Genomic DNA, 16,544 nt, shown 5'->3' on the forward strand with positions numbered 1-16,544 from the left:
GTGTAGGAGCTGCCGAAGGCTGCGATCTTTTGCTTTTAAACCAGGTAGTTCTTCAGTTCACGGGCAATCACCATCCGCTGAATCTCGCTCGAACCTTCGTAGATCTGCGTGATCCGCGCATCCCGGTAGTACTTCTCCACCGGATAGTCTTCCAGATACCCGTACCCGCCATGAATCTGAATCGCGGACGAGCAGACCTTTTCCGCCATTTCCGACGCAAACAGCTTGGCCTGTGACGCCTCCGACAGGCAGGGCTTGCCGGCCGTGCGCAGGCGCGCAGCGTGCAGAATCATCAACCGTGCGGCGTTCAGTTGCATGTGCATGTCGGCCAGCAGGTTGGCGATGCTCTGGTGTTCATTGATCGTCTTGCCAAACTGCACCCGGTCACGGGAATAGGCCAGCGCCGCCTCGAACGCCGCGCGGGCGATGCCCAGCGCCTGGGCGGCGATGCCGATACGGCCGCCTTCGAGGTTGGACAGGGCGATGGCCAGGCCTTTGCCGCGTTCACCCAGCAGATTGGCTTCGGGGATGGTGCAGTTGTTCAGGGTGACGGCGCAAGTGTCGGACGCGCGGATACCCATTTTGTGTTCAGTGCGGTCAACGATAAAGCCGGCGGTATCGGTCGGCACCAGGAACGCCGAGATGCCGCGTTTGCCCAGGTCCGGATCGGTCACGGCAAATACAATCGCCAGCTTCGCGCGCTTGCCGTTGCTGACGAATTGCTTGGCGCCGTTGATCACCCACTGGCCGTCGCGCAGTTCGGCGCGGGTGCGCAGGTTGTGCGCTTCGGAACCGGCCTGGGGTTCGGTCAGGCAGAAGCAGCCGATGACCTTTCCGCTGGCCAGGTCCGCCAGCCAGGTCTGTTTCTGTTCTTCGCTGCCGTAGTTGAGCACCGGCCCGCAGCCCACGGAGTTGTGGATGCTCATGAAGGCGCCGGTCGCACCGTCGCCGGCGGAAATCTCTTCTACCGCCAGCGCATAGGCCACGTAGTCGACATAGGTGCCGCCCCATTCCTCGGGGACCACCATGCCCAGCAGGCCCAGCTCACCCATCTTCGCCACCAGGCCGTCATCGATCCAGCCGGCCTTTTCCCAGGCCTGGGCGTGGGGCGCGATTTCGCCACGGGCAAAATCCCGGGCCATGTCGCGGATCATCACTTGCTCTTCACTCAATTCGATATCGTGCATGGCTCAGCCCTCGTTCCGGTCAAACCCGCTGAAGAAGCTCGCCACGTGTTCGGCGTCCAGCGCCTGAAGAGTGGGCGGGTTCCAGCGTGGTGTCTTGTCTTTGTCGATCAGCAAGGCGCGCACGCCTTCGATCAGGTCGCCGCGCTCGAACCACTGGCGGTCCAGGTGCAGCTCAAGGGCGAAACATTGTTCAAGGGGCAGCTCGCGTCCGCGACGGAGCATTTCCAGGGTGACGCCCATGGCCAGCGGCGAGCGGGTTTCCAGCAGGTCGGCGGTGCTGACGGCCCACTCATGGCTGTCGGCGACCGTGACCTGGCGCAGTTGCTCCACAATACTCGGCACGTCGGGTTGGGCGAAGAAGTGGTCGATGGCCGGACGCAACACACTCAACGGCGCGTCTGGCAGTTGCTGCACGGCGAGCGTTGCCAGCAGGCCTTGCAGGTCCTTGAGCGGCGTGTCGTGCCATTCGAGCTGGTCGAGTTTTTCGTCCAGTGTGCCCAGCCTGGCGCTTTCGAGGTACCAGTCGGCCAGGCCGCAATACAGCGCATCGGCGGCGCGAATCTGCACGCCGCTGACGCCCAGGTAAATTCCCAGCTCACCGGGAATGCGTGGCAGGAAGTAACTGCCGCCGACGTCCGGGAAATAGCCGATGCCGACTTCCGGCATCGCCAGACGGCTTTTTTCGGTGACCACGCGCAAGTCTGCGCCTTGCACCAGGCCCATGCCGCCGCCGAGGACAAAACCGTCCATCAGCGCCAGCACCGGTTTGCGGTAATGGTGGATCGCGAGGTCGAGGGCGTATTCCTCGACGAAGAAATCTTCGTGCAGGGTGTCGCCGCTTTTGAAGCTGTCATGCAGCGAACGAATGTCGCCGCCGGCGCAGAAGGCTTTTTCGCCGGCACCGCGCAGGACCACCGCATGCACGTGCGGGTCGTGGGCCCAGGCGTCGAGCTGGCGGTGCAGGTTGCGCACCATGTCCAGGGTCAGGGCATTGAGGCCGGCGGGGCGGTTGAGGGTCAGGTGACCGATGTGGTTGCGAACCTCGGCCAGCACTTCGTTTTGCATGGCATCCATGGACAGCGTCCCCTTCGATGTAACCTGAGCAGTCATCACTAACTCCCTGCTTTTATTGTTCTTTATCGAGATGCTCGCGCGCGAGCGATGGCGGATCGTATCAGTGCAAATTTGCCTTGTACAAGCCGGATAAGTGCAGGTTATCTGTGCATTTTTGCATGTAGATGTCCGGCATTGTTACAGCGTAGACCACGGCGGATTCAGGCAAACGCCGCGAGCAGATCCTCTTCGAAGGCCTTCTGCGCATCCCCGGCCACCTGTGCCCGGTGCCGGGCCAGGTGAAACGCGACGTCGAAACTCATGTCGCTGCGCCGCACCGACCGCAGTAATCCCTTGTCTTCCCAGGTGCGGGCGAAGTGGCTGGGCAGATAACCGATATGCTTGCCGGACAGGATGAAGGCGAGGGTGCCTTCGACCTGTTCCGAACGTGCCGAACACCGCTCGCCCTGAAAGGGCTCGTCACTGCGCAGGAAACGGTAGGGGTGACCGACCCGGTCGCTGGCCTGCAAGTCGTGATCGTCCGGGTTCAAGTGGGTGAACAGCGGATGGCCGGGGGCGCAATACAGGTGCTGGGTTTCAATGAACAGTTCGCGGTAGTCAAACGCGCTTTGCACCTGCGAGAAATAGCCGATGGCCAGGTCCAGCCGCTGTTGCAGCAGCAAGCGCTCCATCTCGCCGGGCATGGCGCTGATCAGCTCGATGCGCACCGATTCGTCCCGTTCACGAAAACGCCGGATTGCCTCGGCCACCCGCTGCAGCACCGATTGATCCAGCGCCTCGGACAGGCCCAGGCGCACTTCGCCGATCAAGCGCCCGGCGACGCCATTGGACTGATGGCGGAAGGCTTCGATGGACTCGAACAGTCCACGGGTGGCGCTGAGGAGTTGTTCGCCCTTGGGCGTGATCCTGAACCCGCCTTTACCGCGACTGCACAGCCGATAGCCGAGGCGGGTTTCCAGCTTGGCCATTTGCTGGCTGATGCTCGACTGGCTCAACCCCAGTTGGCCCTGGGCGGCGCTGAAACCGCCGCACTCCACCACGCTGACAAACAGACGCAACAGGTGCAGATCCAGATCATGCAGTTGGCCGAGCATCAAACATTACTCCGTCATAAAGTCAGGTTAATTAACTTGATATTTCACCAATGTATCCGACGAAGCATCCTGCAACCACTTCCTCTGGTCAGGTGTTCGTCATGGCTCCCATGTTCAAGCTGTGTTTACCCGCGTTATTCCTTGCCATGGCCGCATCGGCCCAGGCCGAGGACAAGGTGGTCAATCTGTACAGTTGGGCCGGTTACGTCGCCCCCGAAACCCTGCAGCGGTTCGAGCAGGAAACCGGCATCCATGTGCGCTACGACACCTTTGACTCTTCGGAAGTGCTGGAGACCAAATTGCTCACCGGCGGCAGCGGTTATGACGTGGTGGTGCCGTCCTCCAGCGTGCTGGCCCGGGGCCTTGCCGCCGGGGCGTTGAAACCGATTCCCCACGAAGGCCTCAAGGGGTACGCCAACCTCGATCCGGATTTGCTGGAAAAGCTCGCCGCCGTCGATCCCGGCAACCGCTACGGTGTGCCTTATACCTGGGGCACCCTGGGTTTGGGCATGAACGTCGAGGCAGTCAAGCAGCGCTTGCCGGACGTACCGCTCAACAGCCTGGATCTGCTGTTCAAACCCGAGTACGCGAGCAAGTTGAAGGATTGCGGCATCGCCATTCTCGATTCACCCCAGGAGGTGATCGGACTCGCTTTGCATTACCTGGGTAAAGATCCCTACAGCACCGACAAGAACGATCTGTCAGCCGCCGAGGCGTTGTTGCGTCAGCTGCAGCCGAACGTGCTGTACGTCGCCACCGGGCGGCAGATCAGCGACCTGGCCAATGGCAGCGTGTGTTTAGCGCTGACCTACAACGGTGACGCGAGCATGGCTGCCGACCAGGCGCGCAAGGCCAGCAAACCCTATGAAATTGCCTACCGGATTCCCAAGGAAGGCACCCTCGTCTGGCAGGACAACCTGGCGATTCCCAAGGACGCGCCGCACCCCGAAGCCGCCCGTGCGTTTATCGAGTTCATGTTGCGCCCCGAGTCCGTGGCGGCACTGACCAACACCCTGTTCTTCGCCACGGCGAACCAGGCTGCGACGCCGCTGGTGGATGAAGCGGTGCGCACCGATCCGGACATCTATCCGTTGGCCGATGTGCGCGAGCGGCTGTATGCCGACCGCAGCATGAACCTCAAGGACCTGCGTCAGCGCACCCGCCTGTGGACCACTTTCCGTAGCCGCCAGTAAGAAAAAGACAAGGAGCCTTCAATGGACGTCCCGATGCAAAACGATCAAGCCCTTACCCGTGACAGCCTTTACGGCACGGCCGCCGAAAGCACCTACGCCGGTATCACCAGTTTCATGCGTCGCCGCTACAGCCGTGACTTGCGCGGGGTCGACGTGGCGGTCAGCGGTGTGCCCTTTGACACCGCCACCAGCAACCGCCCCGGCGCACGCTTCGGACCTCGGGGCATTCGCGCCGCCTCCGCCGGGATCGCCTGGGAACGGCACTGGCCGTGGGCCTTCGATCCGTTCGACCATCTGGCGGTAATCGATTTTGGCGATTGCAAATTCGATTACGGGTCGCCGCAATCGACGCCGGAATGCATCGAGGCCCACGCCGAGCACATCCTCAACGCCGGCACGGCGATGCTCACCTTTGGCGGCGACCACTTCATCACCTATCCGCTGCTCAAGGCCCATGCCCGCAAGCACGGGGCATTGTCGCTGATCCACTTCGATGCCCACAGCGACACCTGGCCGGACGAAGAGGGCAAGCGCATCGACCACGGCACCATGTTCTGGCACGCGGCCAGGGAAGGGCTGGTGGATCCATCGCGCTCGGTGCAAATCGGTTTGCGCACCACCAATGACGATCACCAGGGCTTTCAGGTACTGGACGCGCGACAGGTGCATCGCCGTGGCTGCGAAGCGATTGTCGAGGCGATTCGCGCGCGGGTCGGCGATAACCCGGTGTACCTGACCTTCGACATCGACTGCCTCGATCCGGCATTCGCCCCAGGTACCGGAACGCCGGTGTGCGGCGGCCTGAGCACGGTGCAGGCGCTGGAGATCCTCGGTGGCCTGCGCGGGATCAATCTGGTGGGCATGGACGTAGTGGAAGTGGCGCCGGCCTATGACAGTGCGGAGATTACCTCACTGGCGGCGGCGACATTGGCGATGGAGATGCTGTGTCTGTATGCGGCCAGGCATAAGGTCGACAAGTAGTACAGGGTCGAAATGTGGGAGCGGGCTTGCTCGCGAAAGCGGTGTGTCATTCAACACCAATGTCGACTGATACGACGCCTTCGCGAGCAAGCCCGCTCCCACAGTCGTGATGGGTCAGGCTACGGGAACGATTGGCAAGTCGAGGACCTGACCACCGCTGAACCGCGTGAACGAACCGGCAATGGATTCGTGCGGCACGCCTTTGGCCACGTCACTGACGCCGTCCAGCCGTGCCACCTGCTCAGCACTCAACTGCACAGTCAGCGCGCCCAGCGTGGCGTCCAGCTGCTCACGTGTCCGCGAACCGAGGATCGGAATCAGCGCCGTGGTCGAGCGCCTGGCCTTTTCCCGCAGCCAGGCAATGCTCACGTGGGTCGGGCTGGCGCCGAGTTCTGCGGCGACGTCGATCAAGGTGTCGAGCAGGGCGGTTTCGCGGGCGCTTTTTTCAGCATGAATCAGCACACCGAGCTTGTTCGCGCGATTGTCGCCTTCGCTGTTGCGATACTTGCCAGTGAGGAAGCCGCCACCCAGGGGCGACCACAGCGTCGCGGCCAGGCCAAGGGCTTCGGCCATCGGCAGCTGTTCGCGCTCGGCGGTGCGTTCGGCGAGGCTGTACTCGACCTGGATCGCAGCGATCGGCGCAAAACCACGGACTTCAGCCAGCAGGTCGGCGCGGGCGATGCGCCACGCGGGGAAGTTCGACAGCCCGGCATAGTGGATCTTGCCGGCACTGACCAGGTCGTCGAAGCCGCGCAGGATCTCTTCCATGGGGGTGACGCCGTCGCTCATGTGGGCCCAGAACAGGTCGATGTGATCGGTGTTCAGTCGTTTCAGGCTCTCTTCGACGGCGCGTACCATGTTCTTGCGGCTGTTGCCGGTGTGGGAAATACCGGCCGCCGGTGTAGTCCCAAGGGTGTATTTGGTGGCGATGACCAGGCTATCCCGTTCCGCCTGGATGAATTCGCTGAGCATGGCCTCGGACTGTCCGCCCTGGTAGCCATTGGCGGTATCGATGAAGTTGCCGCCGGCTTCCAGGTAGCCATCAAAAATGCGCCTGGCTTCGTCACGCTCGGCACCATGGCCCCAGCCGGTACCGAAATTACCGGCACCCAGAGCCAGTTCGGACACTCGCAAGCCGGTTTTACGACCGAAAACTTTGTAATGCATGGGATAACTCCAGAGGGATGACGGCAGGATTTATAGATGATCAATGACATGTATTAAATATGATGCCAATCATATAAATCGTCAAGGTGCATTTCTTTCCTGCACAAAACCGCCGATCACCGGTCACGACATCAATGCGCAATGGCATACTGCCGCCCATGACTATCGAATCCCCTTTAAGCGCCTGGCAGCACGCGATCGAGCAAAAGGGCTTCGTCCAGGACGAGGCCCAGGAGCATGCCGTGTGGGCGCTGCAAAAATGCCACGAAGCGCTGCATGAAGGCCGCTCAGCCGTTTCCGGCGTGTACCTGTGGGGGCCGGTGGGGCGGGGTAAGACCTGGTTGATGGACCAGTTCTACCAAAGCCTGCGAGTGCCGGCGCGGCGCCAGCACTTTCATCACTTCATGGGCTGGGTGCACCAGCGTTCGTTTCAACTGACCGGCACCGCCGACCCGCTCAAGGCGTTGGCCCGTGAGTTGTCCGAAGAAGTGCGCGTGCTGTGTTTCGACGAGTTGTTCGTCAATGACATCGGCGACGCGATCATTCTCGGGCGCCTGTTCCAGGTGATGTTCGAGCAGGGTGTCGTGGTGGTGTGCACCTCCAACCTGCCGCCGGACCAGTTGTACGCCGACGGCTTCAATCGTGACCGTTTCATGCCCGCCATCGCCGCGATCAAGCAACACATGCAGGTGATTGCGGTGGATGGCGGGGAAGACCATCGCCTGCATCCGGGGGCCGCTTCGCAGCGCTATTGGGTGGCCGAACCAGGCAAGCCCGACGCGCTGGGTGAGGTGTTCCAGGCGTTGAGCGACGGCCAGTCGGCATCGTGCGAGCCGGTCCCGGTCGGTTACCGCTCGCTGGAGGTGGTCAAGGCCAGCCCGACCGTGCTCTGGACCCGCTACGCCGCGCTGTGCGAGCAACCTTTCGCGGCCATGGATTTCATCGCCCTGTGCGATACCTACGGCGCTATTCTGTTGGGGGACGTACCCAACCTCAGCGCGCAAAAACGTGTCGGACGCATCGCTCGCGGTACCGAGGACGGTGCCGAGCGGGTGGAAGCGGGGGACCGCGAACTGCCGCAATTGTCGGTGCATGACGACGGCGTAAGACGTTTCATCGCGCTGGTGGACGAGTGCTACGACCGCAAGGTGCCGCTGTACCTTGAGGCACAAGTGCCGATGGCAGCGCTTTATACCGAGGGTTATCTGGAATTTCCGTTCCGCCGCACCCTCAGTCGATTGCAGGAAATGCAGTTGCAACGGTTTGCCGAAGTCTGATCGGGAGCAGCACACATGAATCAGCCCCTGTCGCACCACCTGCTGACCATGGCTTATCAGAATGCCTGGGCCAACCACCGACTGGCCAAGGCCTGGAGGCAGTTGAGTCCGCAGGAGTTGAGCGCCGCCCGGGTCAGCTTCTTCCCCAGTATCCGCGCGACCCTCAACCACATTCTCACCTGCGACTGGTTTTATGTGGATGCGCTGGAGCGCGAAATGCGCGGCGACGATCCGCATCCCGATTGCCGGGTGTTTTTCAAGGAAGACGAACCCTGCCTCATCGCGGCGGACCTGGTTCGTGAACAGGCCCATGTCGACCGTCGATTGATCGCTTACTGCGAGCAGCTGCGCGACGCCAGCCTCGGCAAAATCGTGACCATCGCCCGCGACACACCGCAACACGACAGCCGTTTGCGCCTGCTGTCCCATTTGTTCGAACACCAGATTCATCATCGCGGCCAGGTTCACGCCATGCTCAGCGGCACCTCGGTCATGCCACCGCAACTCGACGAGTTTTTCTGCGCCGGCGAGTCGCACTTGCGGGCCGAGGATTTTGCCGAGCTGGGGTGGACGGAAGCATTGATCTGGGGCGTTTGAACGCCAAGGAATTGCGCGGTGGTGATTGTCGATACCCGGGTGCTCGCGCTATGGTCCGCCGGCACTTCAGCGTGAAATACATGCTGGAGGCTACTTCATGTGTGATCGAGGATGGAAATGGACTCCGCAGAAATTCTTGTGCTTCAGGCCAGCTACACCAATCCGGTGCATGCCGAGGCTATTTGTCTGGTGTTGAACCACTACGCCGAGGACCCGATGGGGGGCGGCCAGCCGTTGCCGGCCCATGTACTGGAGCAACTCCCGGCAGAGCTTGCCAGGCGCCCCCACGCTTTCAGTGTGCTGGCCTTTGTCGGGGGCGAGCCGGCCGGGCTGGTCAATTGCTTCGAGGGCTTCTCGACCTTTGCCTGCCGGCCGTTGGTCAATGTGCACGACGTGTCGGTGGTGAAAAAATTTCGCGGCTTGGGCTTGAGCCAGAAGATGCTGCAAAAGGTCGAGGACATCGCCCGTCAGCGTGGCTGCTGCAAGCTCACCCTGGAAGTGCTGGAAGGCAATGCCGTGGCGCAGGGCTCGTATGAAAAAGCCGGTTTCGCCGCCGGCATGTTCGACCCGGCCCATGGACGCATGCTGTTCTGGACCAAGAGCCTCTAACTCGACAGAACGTTTTTTGGGTTTTCACTTTCCGCGAGGGCGCGGCCCCCTGTAGGAGCTGGCGCAGCCTGCGATCTTTTGATCTTCAAACGTCAAAAGATCGCAGCCTTCGGCAGCTCCTACGGGATTGGCGTACGCCCTTTGATCACGGGTGTACGCGGTCGGCGTAGGAGCTGGCCTGCCAGCGATGGTCGTTAACGATTACGCGTGTGAACTGGATGAACGCGGCGCACTTGAGTCCATCGCCAGCAGGCTGGCTCCTACAGTTTCCCGGGTATGCGTGAAGAACCCAAAAAAAAGGCGTCCATCAGGACGCCCAAACGGTCTTCTGCGACTGTAGAGCCGCAGTCAAAGGATCATTTCGGTCTGTAGGTTTCCGTCATTTGTGCGGTTTGATCGTCAGGCACCCGTAGTTCGGTGCTCGGGATCGGATGGCCGAGGGCTTCTTGCTGGGCCAGTCGCAGACTTTCGTAGTAATAGCGCATGCGTTCGGCTCCTCCTTCGGCGAATGCGCTGGTCGAACCCAGTGCCATCAGGCCGGCGAGGATCACAGCGGTGCGTTTCATGGTATGCCTCCCACTAAAGATGTCGGATGCCTTTCGTCCATGAATCAATGAAGCAGTGTCGAAATGGCATTATCCGCCGATTCGCTTAAATGGGAATTAACTTCACCGCTGGCCTTACCATGAAAAAGGGGCCGGAACCGGCCCCTGGAAGGATTACTGCTGAACGACTGCGGGTGACGTTTTCGGCTTCATCAGGCTGAAGTCGATCAGCGCGCGCTGCTCGCGCTCATAGGGGTTGCCGATCATCAATGGCCGGGCCTTGAAACTGTCGCTGACCACACTCTTGCTGCGATCGAGTTCGTCGAAGCTCAGGCCTGCCAGATCGGCCCAGGTGTGGATCAGGTGCGAGCTGCTGTAAGGACGCGACAGATCGCCAGCGAGGTTCCAGTCATGGCTTGCCCGCCATTTCGGCGAAGCCCAGGCCATGAACGGAATGGTGTACATCGGTGCCGTCGGCTTGTTCTCGTTGCGCCCCAGGGTGTTGTGACCCGCGGAATCGAACACGTCTTCGCCATGGTCGGAGAGGTACAGCAGGAAGCCGTTCGGATCGGTTCTGGCGTAGTCCTTGATCAGGCTGGACACCACGAAGTCGTTGTACAGCACGGCATTGTCATAGCTGTTGTACGTCGGCACCTGATCGTCACGTACGCCAGCCGGAACGCCATTGCGGTCCTGGAACCTGTCGAAGGTCGACGGGTAGCGATACTGGTAGCTCATGTGCGTGCCGAGCAGATGCACGACGATGAGTTTGCGTGGTGCCCCGTCGGCCAGGGCCTTGTTGAACGGCTCGATCACGTCGCCGTCGTACTGCGCGGCGTTCTGGTTGCGGTTGTTGTTCAGGTACACCTGTTCGTCGGCCTGTTCGGAGAAGGTCGTGAGCATGGTGTTGCGCTTGGTCATGGTCTGCTGGTTGGTGATCCAGAAGGTTTTGTAACCGGCCTGTTTCATCATGCTGACCAGCGATGGCGTCGACAGGTACAGTTCCGGGTTTTCTTCGTCGGCGAAGGTCAGGACCTGTTGCAGCGCTTCAATGGTGTAGGGGCGCGGGGTGATGACGTTGTCGAAAACGTCCAGTTGATCCTTGAGCTTGTCCAGTTCCGGCGTGGTTTGCCGTGGGTAACCGTACAGGCTCATGCGCTGACGGTTGGTGGACTCGCCGATCACCAGCACCAGGGTCGCAGGCGTGTTGGCCGTGGCGTCCTTGAGGTTGTGCAGCGGTGCAATCCTGCTGGCGCTGTTGAGCATGTCCTGCATGCCGGCCAGGGTTTCCAGGTAACGGTGATAGGCCACGGCCATCTGCCATGGCACCGCCGGCTCGATGCGGGTTTCGAACTTGTCGAAGCCTTCGGCGAAACTGCCGGTGCGCGCGGTTTGCTTGATCAGCGGGTAACCGACCACCGCCACGACAATGGCCACCGCTGCAGTGATCGCCTTGCCACGGGGCAGGTACACCGGGCGCAGGCGAGTCCACAGGAAATAGGCAAATGCGGTGTGGGCCAGGAACGCCGGGATCATCCACCAGGCAAAGTACTGGGTCATGTACTCGCCGGCTTCAGCCACGTTCGACTCGAACATGATGAAGATGACGCTCTGGGAAAATTCCTGCTGGTAAATGAAGAAGTAGCCCAGGCTCGCCATGGAGCACGCCCACAGCACGACGCCGATCACGGCGGCCATGACACGGGTCTGTTTGGGGAACAGCAGCATCGGCGCCAGCCAGATCGCGCTCATGACGAAGGCCTGGCGGAATCCGCTAAATCCGGAGGTGCCCGTCAGCTGGATCAACAGTTGGGTAATGCCGGAAAAGTACCAGAAGAATACAAACAGCCAGACGAATCCGGCCCAATCAAAACCTGCCGCAGTCGTTTTGCTGCGTTCGAACAAAGACATTCAGCGCTCCAGCCGAGAATTCACTACCACCGCCGGGACTTGAAAATCGCGGACGACGAACGAGGGCCGCGCGGAACCGGGCGGCCTGGAGCTTGTAATTATCGTGAGACAATTGTGAAAATTTCGTGAGTTGCCGAGGGCGGCAGGGCGTGAGCCGGTGCGGAAGCAGTGCAGACTGCTCCCGCTTGAGACAGGGGAATCAGGCGAGTGGGGCGCGTTGCACCGCAACCAGGGGTTGCGTCTGACCCGTTTGCAGCAGCAGTCGCAACTGCGCCAGCTCCTGTTTCAACTGATCGCGTTCGTCCTTCAACTGACGCAATTCATCGCGACGGATAGTGACATAAAGGGTTTGTGCTGGCAGTGCGGTATGTACTGTGCCCATTGCTCACCTCGCAAATGGCGTGTCTCAACTGTAGAGCCGCGTCGACATCAACGGCTGATCTACTATCGGCGCCAATTTTGATTTCTTTTGCTCCGGAAGGGAACTTTTTTATTTTTCATTGTCGTTGTGTCTTCGGCTTGATTCCCGACGTTATCCATCAGGATCGGGCACAATGCCCGGAAACTTCACGCCAACGCTCTGGACTAACCTCATGAGTCGCGTTGGGCTATAACCTTTGACACACATTTTATTTGTAGTAGGGAGCATCAGCACATGCAACTCGGGATTATTGGACTGGGCCGCATGGGCGGCAATATTGCGCGGCGCCTGATGCTCAACGGGCACACCACCGTTGTTTACGACCGCAATACCGCCTTTGTCGAAGCCTTGTCCGCTGAGGGCTCCACCGGCGTCGCCGATCTGCCTGCGCTGGTCGCTGGCCTGACCAAACCGCGTGCGGTGTGGGTCATGCTGCCGGCAGGCGCACCAACCGAAGAAACCATCGACACCCTGAGCAACTTGCTCGAAGCCGGCGACACCATCATCGACGGCGGCAACACCTTCTATAAGGACGATATCCGCCGCGCCAAAACCCTGTCGGAAAAAGGCCTGCATTACATCGACGTCGGTACATCCGGCGGCGTCTGGGGCCTGGAGCGTGGCTACTGCATGATGATCGGCGGCGATGCCGCGACTGTTAAACGTCTCGACCCGCTGTTTGCAACCCTGGCCCCGGGCATGGGTGACATCCCGCGTACCAAGGACCGCAAGTCCGACGACGATCGTGCCGAGCGTGGCTACATTCACGCCGGTCCCGCCGGCGCCGGGCATTTCGTGAAGATGATCCACAACGGCATCGAATACGGAATGATGCAGGCCTTCGCCGAAGGCTTCGACATCCTGCAAACCAAAAACAGCGAGAACCTGCCAGCCGACCAGCGTTTCGACCTGAACGTCGCCGACATCGCCGAAGTCTGGCGTCGTGGCAGCGTGGTGTCCTCGTGGTTGCTCGACCTGACCGCCGACGCCCTGGCCAGTGATCCGAAGCTCGACGGTTTCTCCGGGTCGGTGGCCGACAGCGGTGAAGGCCGCTGGACCATCGAGGCGGCGATGGAGCAAGCGGTGCCGGTGCCGGTGCTGTCGAACTCGCTGTTTTCCCGCTACCGCTCGCGTGGCCAGGGCACCTTTGGCGACAAGGTTCTCTCGGCCCAGCGCTTCGGCTTCGGCGGCCATGTGGAGACCTCGAAAAAATGACCCACGTGATCCGCAGGAAATCCAAGGCTGAGCCCGCACCCGCGACGACGTTGTTTCTGTTTGGCGCCCATGGCGACCTGGTCAAGCGTCTGTTGGTGCCCGCGCTGTATAACCTCAAGCGCAACGGGCTGCTCGGGGATGGACTGCGGATCATCGGCGTTGACCACAACGCCATCAGCGATGAAGGTTTTGCGCAAAAGCTCGAAGACTTCATTCGGAACGAGATGGCTGGCAAGGGTGATCACACCCTTGATCCAGTGGTCTGGTCCAGACTTGCCAAAGGCATCAGCTACGTCCAGGGCGATTTCCTGGACGACAGCACTTATCAAGCGCTGGCGGCGAAAATCGCCGACAGCGGAACCGGCAATGCGGTGTTCTACCTGGCCACCGCGCCGCGTTTCTTCAGTGAGGTGGCGCGCCGACTCGGTGCCGCCGGCTTGCTGGAAGAAACCCCCGAGGCCTTCAGGAGGGTGGTGATCGAAAAGCCCTTCGGCTCCGACCTGCAAACGGCCGAGGCCTTGAATGCCTGCCTGCTCAAAGTGATGACGGAAAAGCAGATCTACCGGATCGATCACTATCTGGGCAAAGAGACCGTGCAGAACATTCTGGTCAGCCGGTTCTCCAACAGCCTGTTCGAAGCGTTCTGGAACAATCACTACATCGACCACGTGCAGATCACCGCCGCTGAAACCGTCGGCGTGGAAACCCGTGGCAGTTTTTATGAGCACACGGGTGCGCTGCGGGACATGGTGCCCAATCACCTGTTCCAGTTGCTGGCGATGGTGGCGATGGAACCGCCCGCCGCGTTTGGCGCCGATGCGGTGCGCGGCGAGAAGGCCAAGGTCGTCGGCGCGATCAGGCCCTGGACAGTCGAGGAGGCCCGCGCCAACTCGGTGCGCGGCCAATACGCCGCGGGTGAAATCGACGGCAAGGCGCTGCCGGGCTATCGCCAGGAAGACAAGGTCGCGCCCGACAGCAATACCGAAACCTATGTGGCCCTCAAGGTCATGATCGATAACTGGCGCTGGGTCGGGGTGCCGTTCTACCTGCGCACCGGCAAGCGCATGAGCGTGCGTGACACCGAGATCGTCATCTGTTTCAAGCCGGCGCCCTATGCGCAGTTTCGCGATACCGAGGTCGATGAACTGCAGCCGACTTATTTGCGCATTCAGATCCAGCCGAACGAAGGCATGTGGTTCGACCTGCTGGCCAAGCGTCCCGGTCAGGCGCTGAAAATGGACAACATCGAGCTGGGGTTTGCCTACAAGGATTTCTTCGAGATGCAGCCTTCCACGGGCTATGAAACCCTGATCTACGATTGCCTGACCGGTGATCAGACGTTGTTCCAGCGCGCCGACAACATCGAAAACGGCTGGCGCGCCGTGCAGCCGTTCCTCGATGCCTGGCAGCAGGACGCCAGCGTGCAGAGCTATGCCGCCGGGGAAAACGGCCCGAAGGCCGGCGAAGAATTGCTCACCCGTGACGGTCGCGTCTGGCACCGCCTCGGATAATGTGGGAGCGAGCTTGCTCGCGATAGCGGTCTGTCAGGCACTTGGATGTGAATGTACCGCCGCCATCGCGAGCAGGCTCGCTCCCACAGGGTTGGGGCTACAGCCAGTAGCTCACCGCATAATGTCTGGCACCGCCTCGGATAATGTGGGAGCGAGCTTGCTCGCGATAGCGGTCTGTCAGGCACTTGGATGTGAATGTGCCGCCGCCATCGCGAGCAAGCTCGCTCCCACAGGGTTGGGGCTACAGCCAGTAACTCACCGCATACCAGCCCAATATCCCCATCACAACGGTGTACGGCAACGCCATCCAGACCATCCGCCCGTAAGACAGGCGCACCAGCGGGGCGATCGCCGAGGTCAGCAAGAACAGGAACGCCGCCTGGCCGTTGGGCGTCGCCACGCTTGGCAGGTTGGTGCCGGTGTTGATCGCAATGGCCAGCGTCTCGAAATGTTCACGGGTCATCTCGCCCGCCATGAATGCGCGCTTCACTTCGGTGATGTAAATGGTCGCGACGAACACGTTGTCACTGATGGCTGACAGCAGGCCGTTGGCAATGAACAGCATGCCCGGTTGTTGGTCCGCTGGCAGCGAGAGCACCCAGTGGATCAACGGCGAGAACAATTGCTGGTCGTGAATCACTGCGACCACGGCGAAAAACACCACCAACAAGGCGGTAAACGGCATGGCGTCCTTGAACGCGGTGCCGAGGCGGTGTTCGTCGGTGATGCCGGTAAACGCGGTGATCAACACGATCACCATCAAGCCGATCAAGCCCACTTCGGCGATGTGAAACGCCAGCCCGGCAATCAGAATCAATGCGGCAGCGCCTTGTACCACAAGCGCTGCCCGTTGGCGGGCGGTGCGCTCGGCATTGTCTTCGGCGGCGTAGTTGGCCAGCACCGCACGTACGTTATCCGGCAGCAGCGTGCCGTATCCGAACCAGCGCAGCTTTTCCAGCAGGACGCATGTCACCAGGCCTGCAACCAGTACCGGCAGGGATACCGGCGCAACCTTGGTGAAGAACTCGGCGAAATGCCAACCCATTTCATGGCCGATCAGCAGGTTCTGCGGCTCGCCGACCAACGTACACACGCCGCCCAGTGCGGTGCCTACGGCGCCGTGCATCAGCAGGCTGCGCAGAAAGGCGCGGAACTGTTCGAGGTCGCCCTGATGCAGGGTCGGCAGATGTTTGTCGTCGCTGTACTCGCTGTCCTGGCGCGGGTCGTTACCCGAGGCGACGCGGTGATACACCGAGTAAAAGCCTACGGCGGCACTGATGATCACGGCGGTCACGGTCAAGGCGTCGAGGAACGCCGACAGAAAGGCCGACAAGAAGCAGAACATCAGGGCCAGCGCAGCCTTGGAGCGAACCCCCAACAGCAGGCGCGAGAACAGGTACAGCAGCAAGTCCTTCATGAAGTAGATACCGGCCACCATGAACATCAGCAGCAGGATCACCGGGAAGTTGTGCAGCAACTCGTCATACAGCGCCTGGGGCGTGGTCATCTTCAGCAGCAGGGCTTCAATCAAGAGCAGTCCGCCGGGCATCAGCGGATAACACTTGAGCGCCATGGCCAGGGTGAAGATGAACTCCAGCACCAGCAGCCAGCCGGCCGCCACCGGACCTGCGGTCCACAGAACCAGGGCATTGAGAATCAGAAAGCCGACGATGCAGGCCTTGTACCAACGGGGCGAATGCCCGAGAAAGTTGTGCGCGAACGCCTGGGCCATTGAACCGGACATCGGCTGCTCCTTGTTTTA

The 16,544-nt window shown here is 61.0% G+C and carries 15 protein-coding genes; 7 read left to right on the top strand and 8 right to left on the bottom strand.

What is annotated here, in order from left to right; genetic code table 11:
- Window positions 1–35: 35 nt before the first annotated feature.
- The 3 genes from AC07YV_RS09320 to AC07YV_RS09330 form a co-directional block, all read right to left on the bottom strand.
- Window positions 36–1,187: an acyl-CoA dehydrogenase family protein gene (locus AC07YV_RS09320; protein WP_007970104.1), complete on the bottom strand. Its 1,152-nt coding sequence runs from the start codon at window positions 1,185–1,187 to the stop codon at window positions 36–38.
- A gap of 3 nt (window positions 1,188–1,190) precedes the next feature.
- Window positions 1,191–2,297, bottom strand: a complete 1,107-nt coding sequence (locus AC07YV_RS09325) for an enoyl-CoA hydratase/isomerase family protein (protein WP_102700768.1) — start codon at window positions 2,295–2,297, stop codon at window positions 1,191–1,193.
- A gap of 164 nt (window positions 2,298–2,461) precedes the next feature.
- Window positions 2,462–3,355 carry a LysR family transcriptional regulator gene (locus AC07YV_RS09330; protein WP_102700767.1) on the bottom strand — a complete coding sequence of 298 codons (894 nt, stop codon included), beginning with the start codon at window positions 3,353–3,355 and terminating at the stop codon, window positions 2,462–2,464.
- 101 nt (window positions 3,356–3,456) lie between these two features.
- Between AC07YV_RS09330 and AC07YV_RS09335 the strand changes: the two genes are divergently transcribed.
- Both AC07YV_RS09335 and speB read left to right on the top strand, forming a co-directional pair.
- Window positions 3,457–4,548, top strand: coding sequence for a polyamine ABC transporter substrate-binding protein (locus tag AC07YV_RS09335; RefSeq protein ID WP_102700766.1), 1,092 nt, complete (start codon window positions 3,457–3,459; stop codon window positions 4,546–4,548).
- A 21-nt stretch (window positions 4,549–4,569) separates the two neighbouring features.
- Window positions 4,570–5,529 (top strand): agmatinase, encoded by a 960-nt coding sequence (gene speB / locus AC07YV_RS09340; RefSeq protein WP_095966674.1) that lies wholly within the window; start codon window positions 4,570–4,572, stop codon window positions 5,527–5,529.
- A 114-nt stretch (window positions 5,530–5,643) separates the two neighbouring features.
- On the opposite strand, the gene AC07YV_RS09345 is transcribed toward speB, so the two are convergent.
- Window positions 5,644–6,696: an aldo/keto reductase gene (locus tag AC07YV_RS09345; protein WP_102700765.1), complete on the bottom strand. Its 1,053-nt coding sequence runs from the start codon at window positions 6,694–6,696 to the stop codon at window positions 5,644–5,646.
- Between the two features lie 158 nt (window positions 6,697–6,854).
- Here AC07YV_RS09345 and zapE point away from each other — a divergent pair, with 158 nt between their 5' ends.
- From zapE to AC07YV_RS09360, 3 genes are all read left to right on the top strand, one after another.
- Entirely contained in the window at window positions 6,855–7,973 is a 1,119-nt protein-coding gene (zapE, locus tag AC07YV_RS09350; RefSeq protein ID WP_102700808.1) for a cell division protein ZapE, read from the top strand.
- A 15-nt stretch (window positions 7,974–7,988) separates the two neighbouring features.
- Window positions 7,989–8,570, top strand: a complete 582-nt coding sequence (locus AC07YV_RS09355; RefSeq protein ID WP_102700764.1) for a DinB family protein — start codon at window positions 7,989–7,991, stop codon at window positions 8,568–8,570.
- 117 nt (window positions 8,571–8,687) lie between these two features.
- On the top strand, window positions 8,688–9,179 hold the full coding sequence (locus AC07YV_RS09360) for a GNAT family N-acetyltransferase (protein ID WP_015094987.1): 492 nt from the start codon (window positions 8,688–8,690) through the stop codon (window positions 9,177–9,179).
- Between the two features lie 356 nt (window positions 9,180–9,535).
- Here AC07YV_RS09360 and AC07YV_RS09365 read toward each other — a convergent pair whose 3' ends face one another.
- From AC07YV_RS09365 to AC07YV_RS09375, 3 genes are all read right to left on the bottom strand, one after another.
- A complete protein-coding gene (locus tag AC07YV_RS09365) occupies window positions 9,536–9,745 on the bottom strand; it encodes a hypothetical protein (RefSeq protein WP_102700763.1) in 210 nt (69 codons plus the stop codon).
- 153 nt (window positions 9,746–9,898) lie between these two features.
- Window positions 9,899–11,635, bottom strand: coding sequence for a phosphoethanolamine transferase CptA (locus tag AC07YV_RS09370; protein ID WP_102700762.1), 1,737 nt, complete (start codon window positions 11,633–11,635; stop codon window positions 9,899–9,901).
- Window positions 11,636–11,834: 199 nt separating this feature from the next.
- A complete protein-coding gene (locus AC07YV_RS09375) occupies window positions 11,835–12,017 on the bottom strand; it encodes a DUF6026 family protein (RefSeq protein ID WP_095966680.1) in 183 nt (60 codons plus the stop codon).
- Between the two features lie 273 nt (window positions 12,018–12,290).
- Here AC07YV_RS09375 and gnd point away from each other — a divergent pair, with 273 nt between their 5' ends.
- Together gnd and zwf are read left to right on the top strand one after the other, a co-directional pair.
- The gene (gene gnd, locus AC07YV_RS09380; protein WP_102700761.1) at window positions 12,291–13,271 is read left to right on the top strand and encodes a phosphogluconate dehydrogenase (NAD(+)-dependent, decarboxylating); all 981 of its coding nucleotides are present in this window, start codon (window positions 12,291–12,293) and stop codon (window positions 13,269–13,271) included.
- Window positions 13,268–14,782, top strand: coding sequence for a glucose-6-phosphate dehydrogenase (zwf, locus tag AC07YV_RS09385; protein WP_102700760.1), 1,515 nt, complete (start codon window positions 13,268–13,270; stop codon window positions 14,780–14,782). The genes gnd and zwf overlap by 4 nt, the downstream gene beginning before the upstream one ends.
- Before the next feature lie 241 nt (window positions 14,783–15,023).
- Here the strand turns inward: zwf and nhaB are convergent, their stop codons facing one another.
- Window positions 15,024–16,526, bottom strand: coding sequence for a sodium/proton antiporter NhaB (nhaB, locus tag AC07YV_RS09390; protein ID WP_102700759.1), 1,503 nt, complete (start codon window positions 16,524–16,526; stop codon window positions 15,024–15,026).
- Window positions 16,527–16,544: the final 18 nt, after the last annotated feature.

The sequence above is a fragment of the Pseudomonas sp. GW456-E7 genome (assembly GCF_059424105.1).

What these genes read in the sequence shown, in the direction of transcription:
- zwf (WP_102700760.1), top strand. Translation starts at nt 13,268, where the DNA reads ATGACCCACGTGATCCGCAGGAAATCCAAGGCTGAGCCCGCACCCGCG.
- zapE (WP_102700808.1), top strand. Translation starts at nt 6,855, where the DNA reads ATGACTATCGAATCCCCTTTAAGCGCCTGGCAGCACGCGATCGAGCAA.
- AC07YV_RS09370 (WP_102700762.1), bottom strand. Translation starts at nt 11,635, where the DNA reads ATGTCTTTGTTCGAACGCAGCAAAACGACTGCGGCAGGTTTTGATTGG.
- AC07YV_RS09320 (WP_007970104.1), bottom strand. Translation starts at nt 1,187, where the DNA reads ATGCACGATATCGAATTGAGTGAAGAGCAAGTGATGATCCGCGACATG.
- AC07YV_RS09365 (WP_102700763.1), bottom strand. Translation starts at nt 9,745, where the DNA reads ATGAAACGCACCGCTGTGATCCTCGCCGGCCTGATGGCACTGGGTTCG.
- speB (WP_095966674.1), top strand. Translation starts at nt 4,570, where the DNA reads ATGGACGTCCCGATGCAAAACGATCAAGCCCTTACCCGTGACAGCCTT.
- gnd (WP_102700761.1), top strand. Translation starts at nt 12,291, where the DNA reads ATGCAACTCGGGATTATTGGACTGGGCCGCATGGGCGGCAATATTGCG.
- AC07YV_RS09355 (WP_102700764.1), top strand. Translation starts at nt 7,989, where the DNA reads ATGAATCAGCCCCTGTCGCACCACCTGCTGACCATGGCTTATCAGAAT.
- nhaB (WP_102700759.1), bottom strand. Translation starts at nt 16,526, where the DNA reads ATGTCCGGTTCAATGGCCCAGGCGTTCGCGCACAACTTTCTCGGGCAT.
- AC07YV_RS09330 (WP_102700767.1), bottom strand. Translation starts at nt 3,355, where the DNA reads ATGCTCGGCCAACTGCATGATCTGGATCTGCACCTGTTGCGTCTGTTT.
- AC07YV_RS09335 (WP_102700766.1), top strand. Translation starts at nt 3,457, where the DNA reads ATGGCTCCCATGTTCAAGCTGTGTTTACCCGCGTTATTCCTTGCCATG.
- AC07YV_RS09375 (WP_095966680.1), bottom strand. Translation starts at nt 12,017, where the DNA reads ATGGGCACAGTACATACCGCACTGCCAGCACAAACCCTTTATGTCACT.
- AC07YV_RS09360 (WP_015094987.1), top strand. Translation starts at nt 8,688, where the DNA reads ATGGACTCCGCAGAAATTCTTGTGCTTCAGGCCAGCTACACCAATCCG.
- AC07YV_RS09345 (WP_102700765.1), bottom strand. Translation starts at nt 6,696, where the DNA reads ATGCATTACAAAGTTTTCGGTCGTAAAACCGGCTTGCGAGTGTCCGAA.
- AC07YV_RS09325 (WP_102700768.1), bottom strand. Translation starts at nt 2,297, where the DNA reads ATGACTGCTCAGGTTACATCGAAGGGGACGCTGTCCATGGATGCCATG.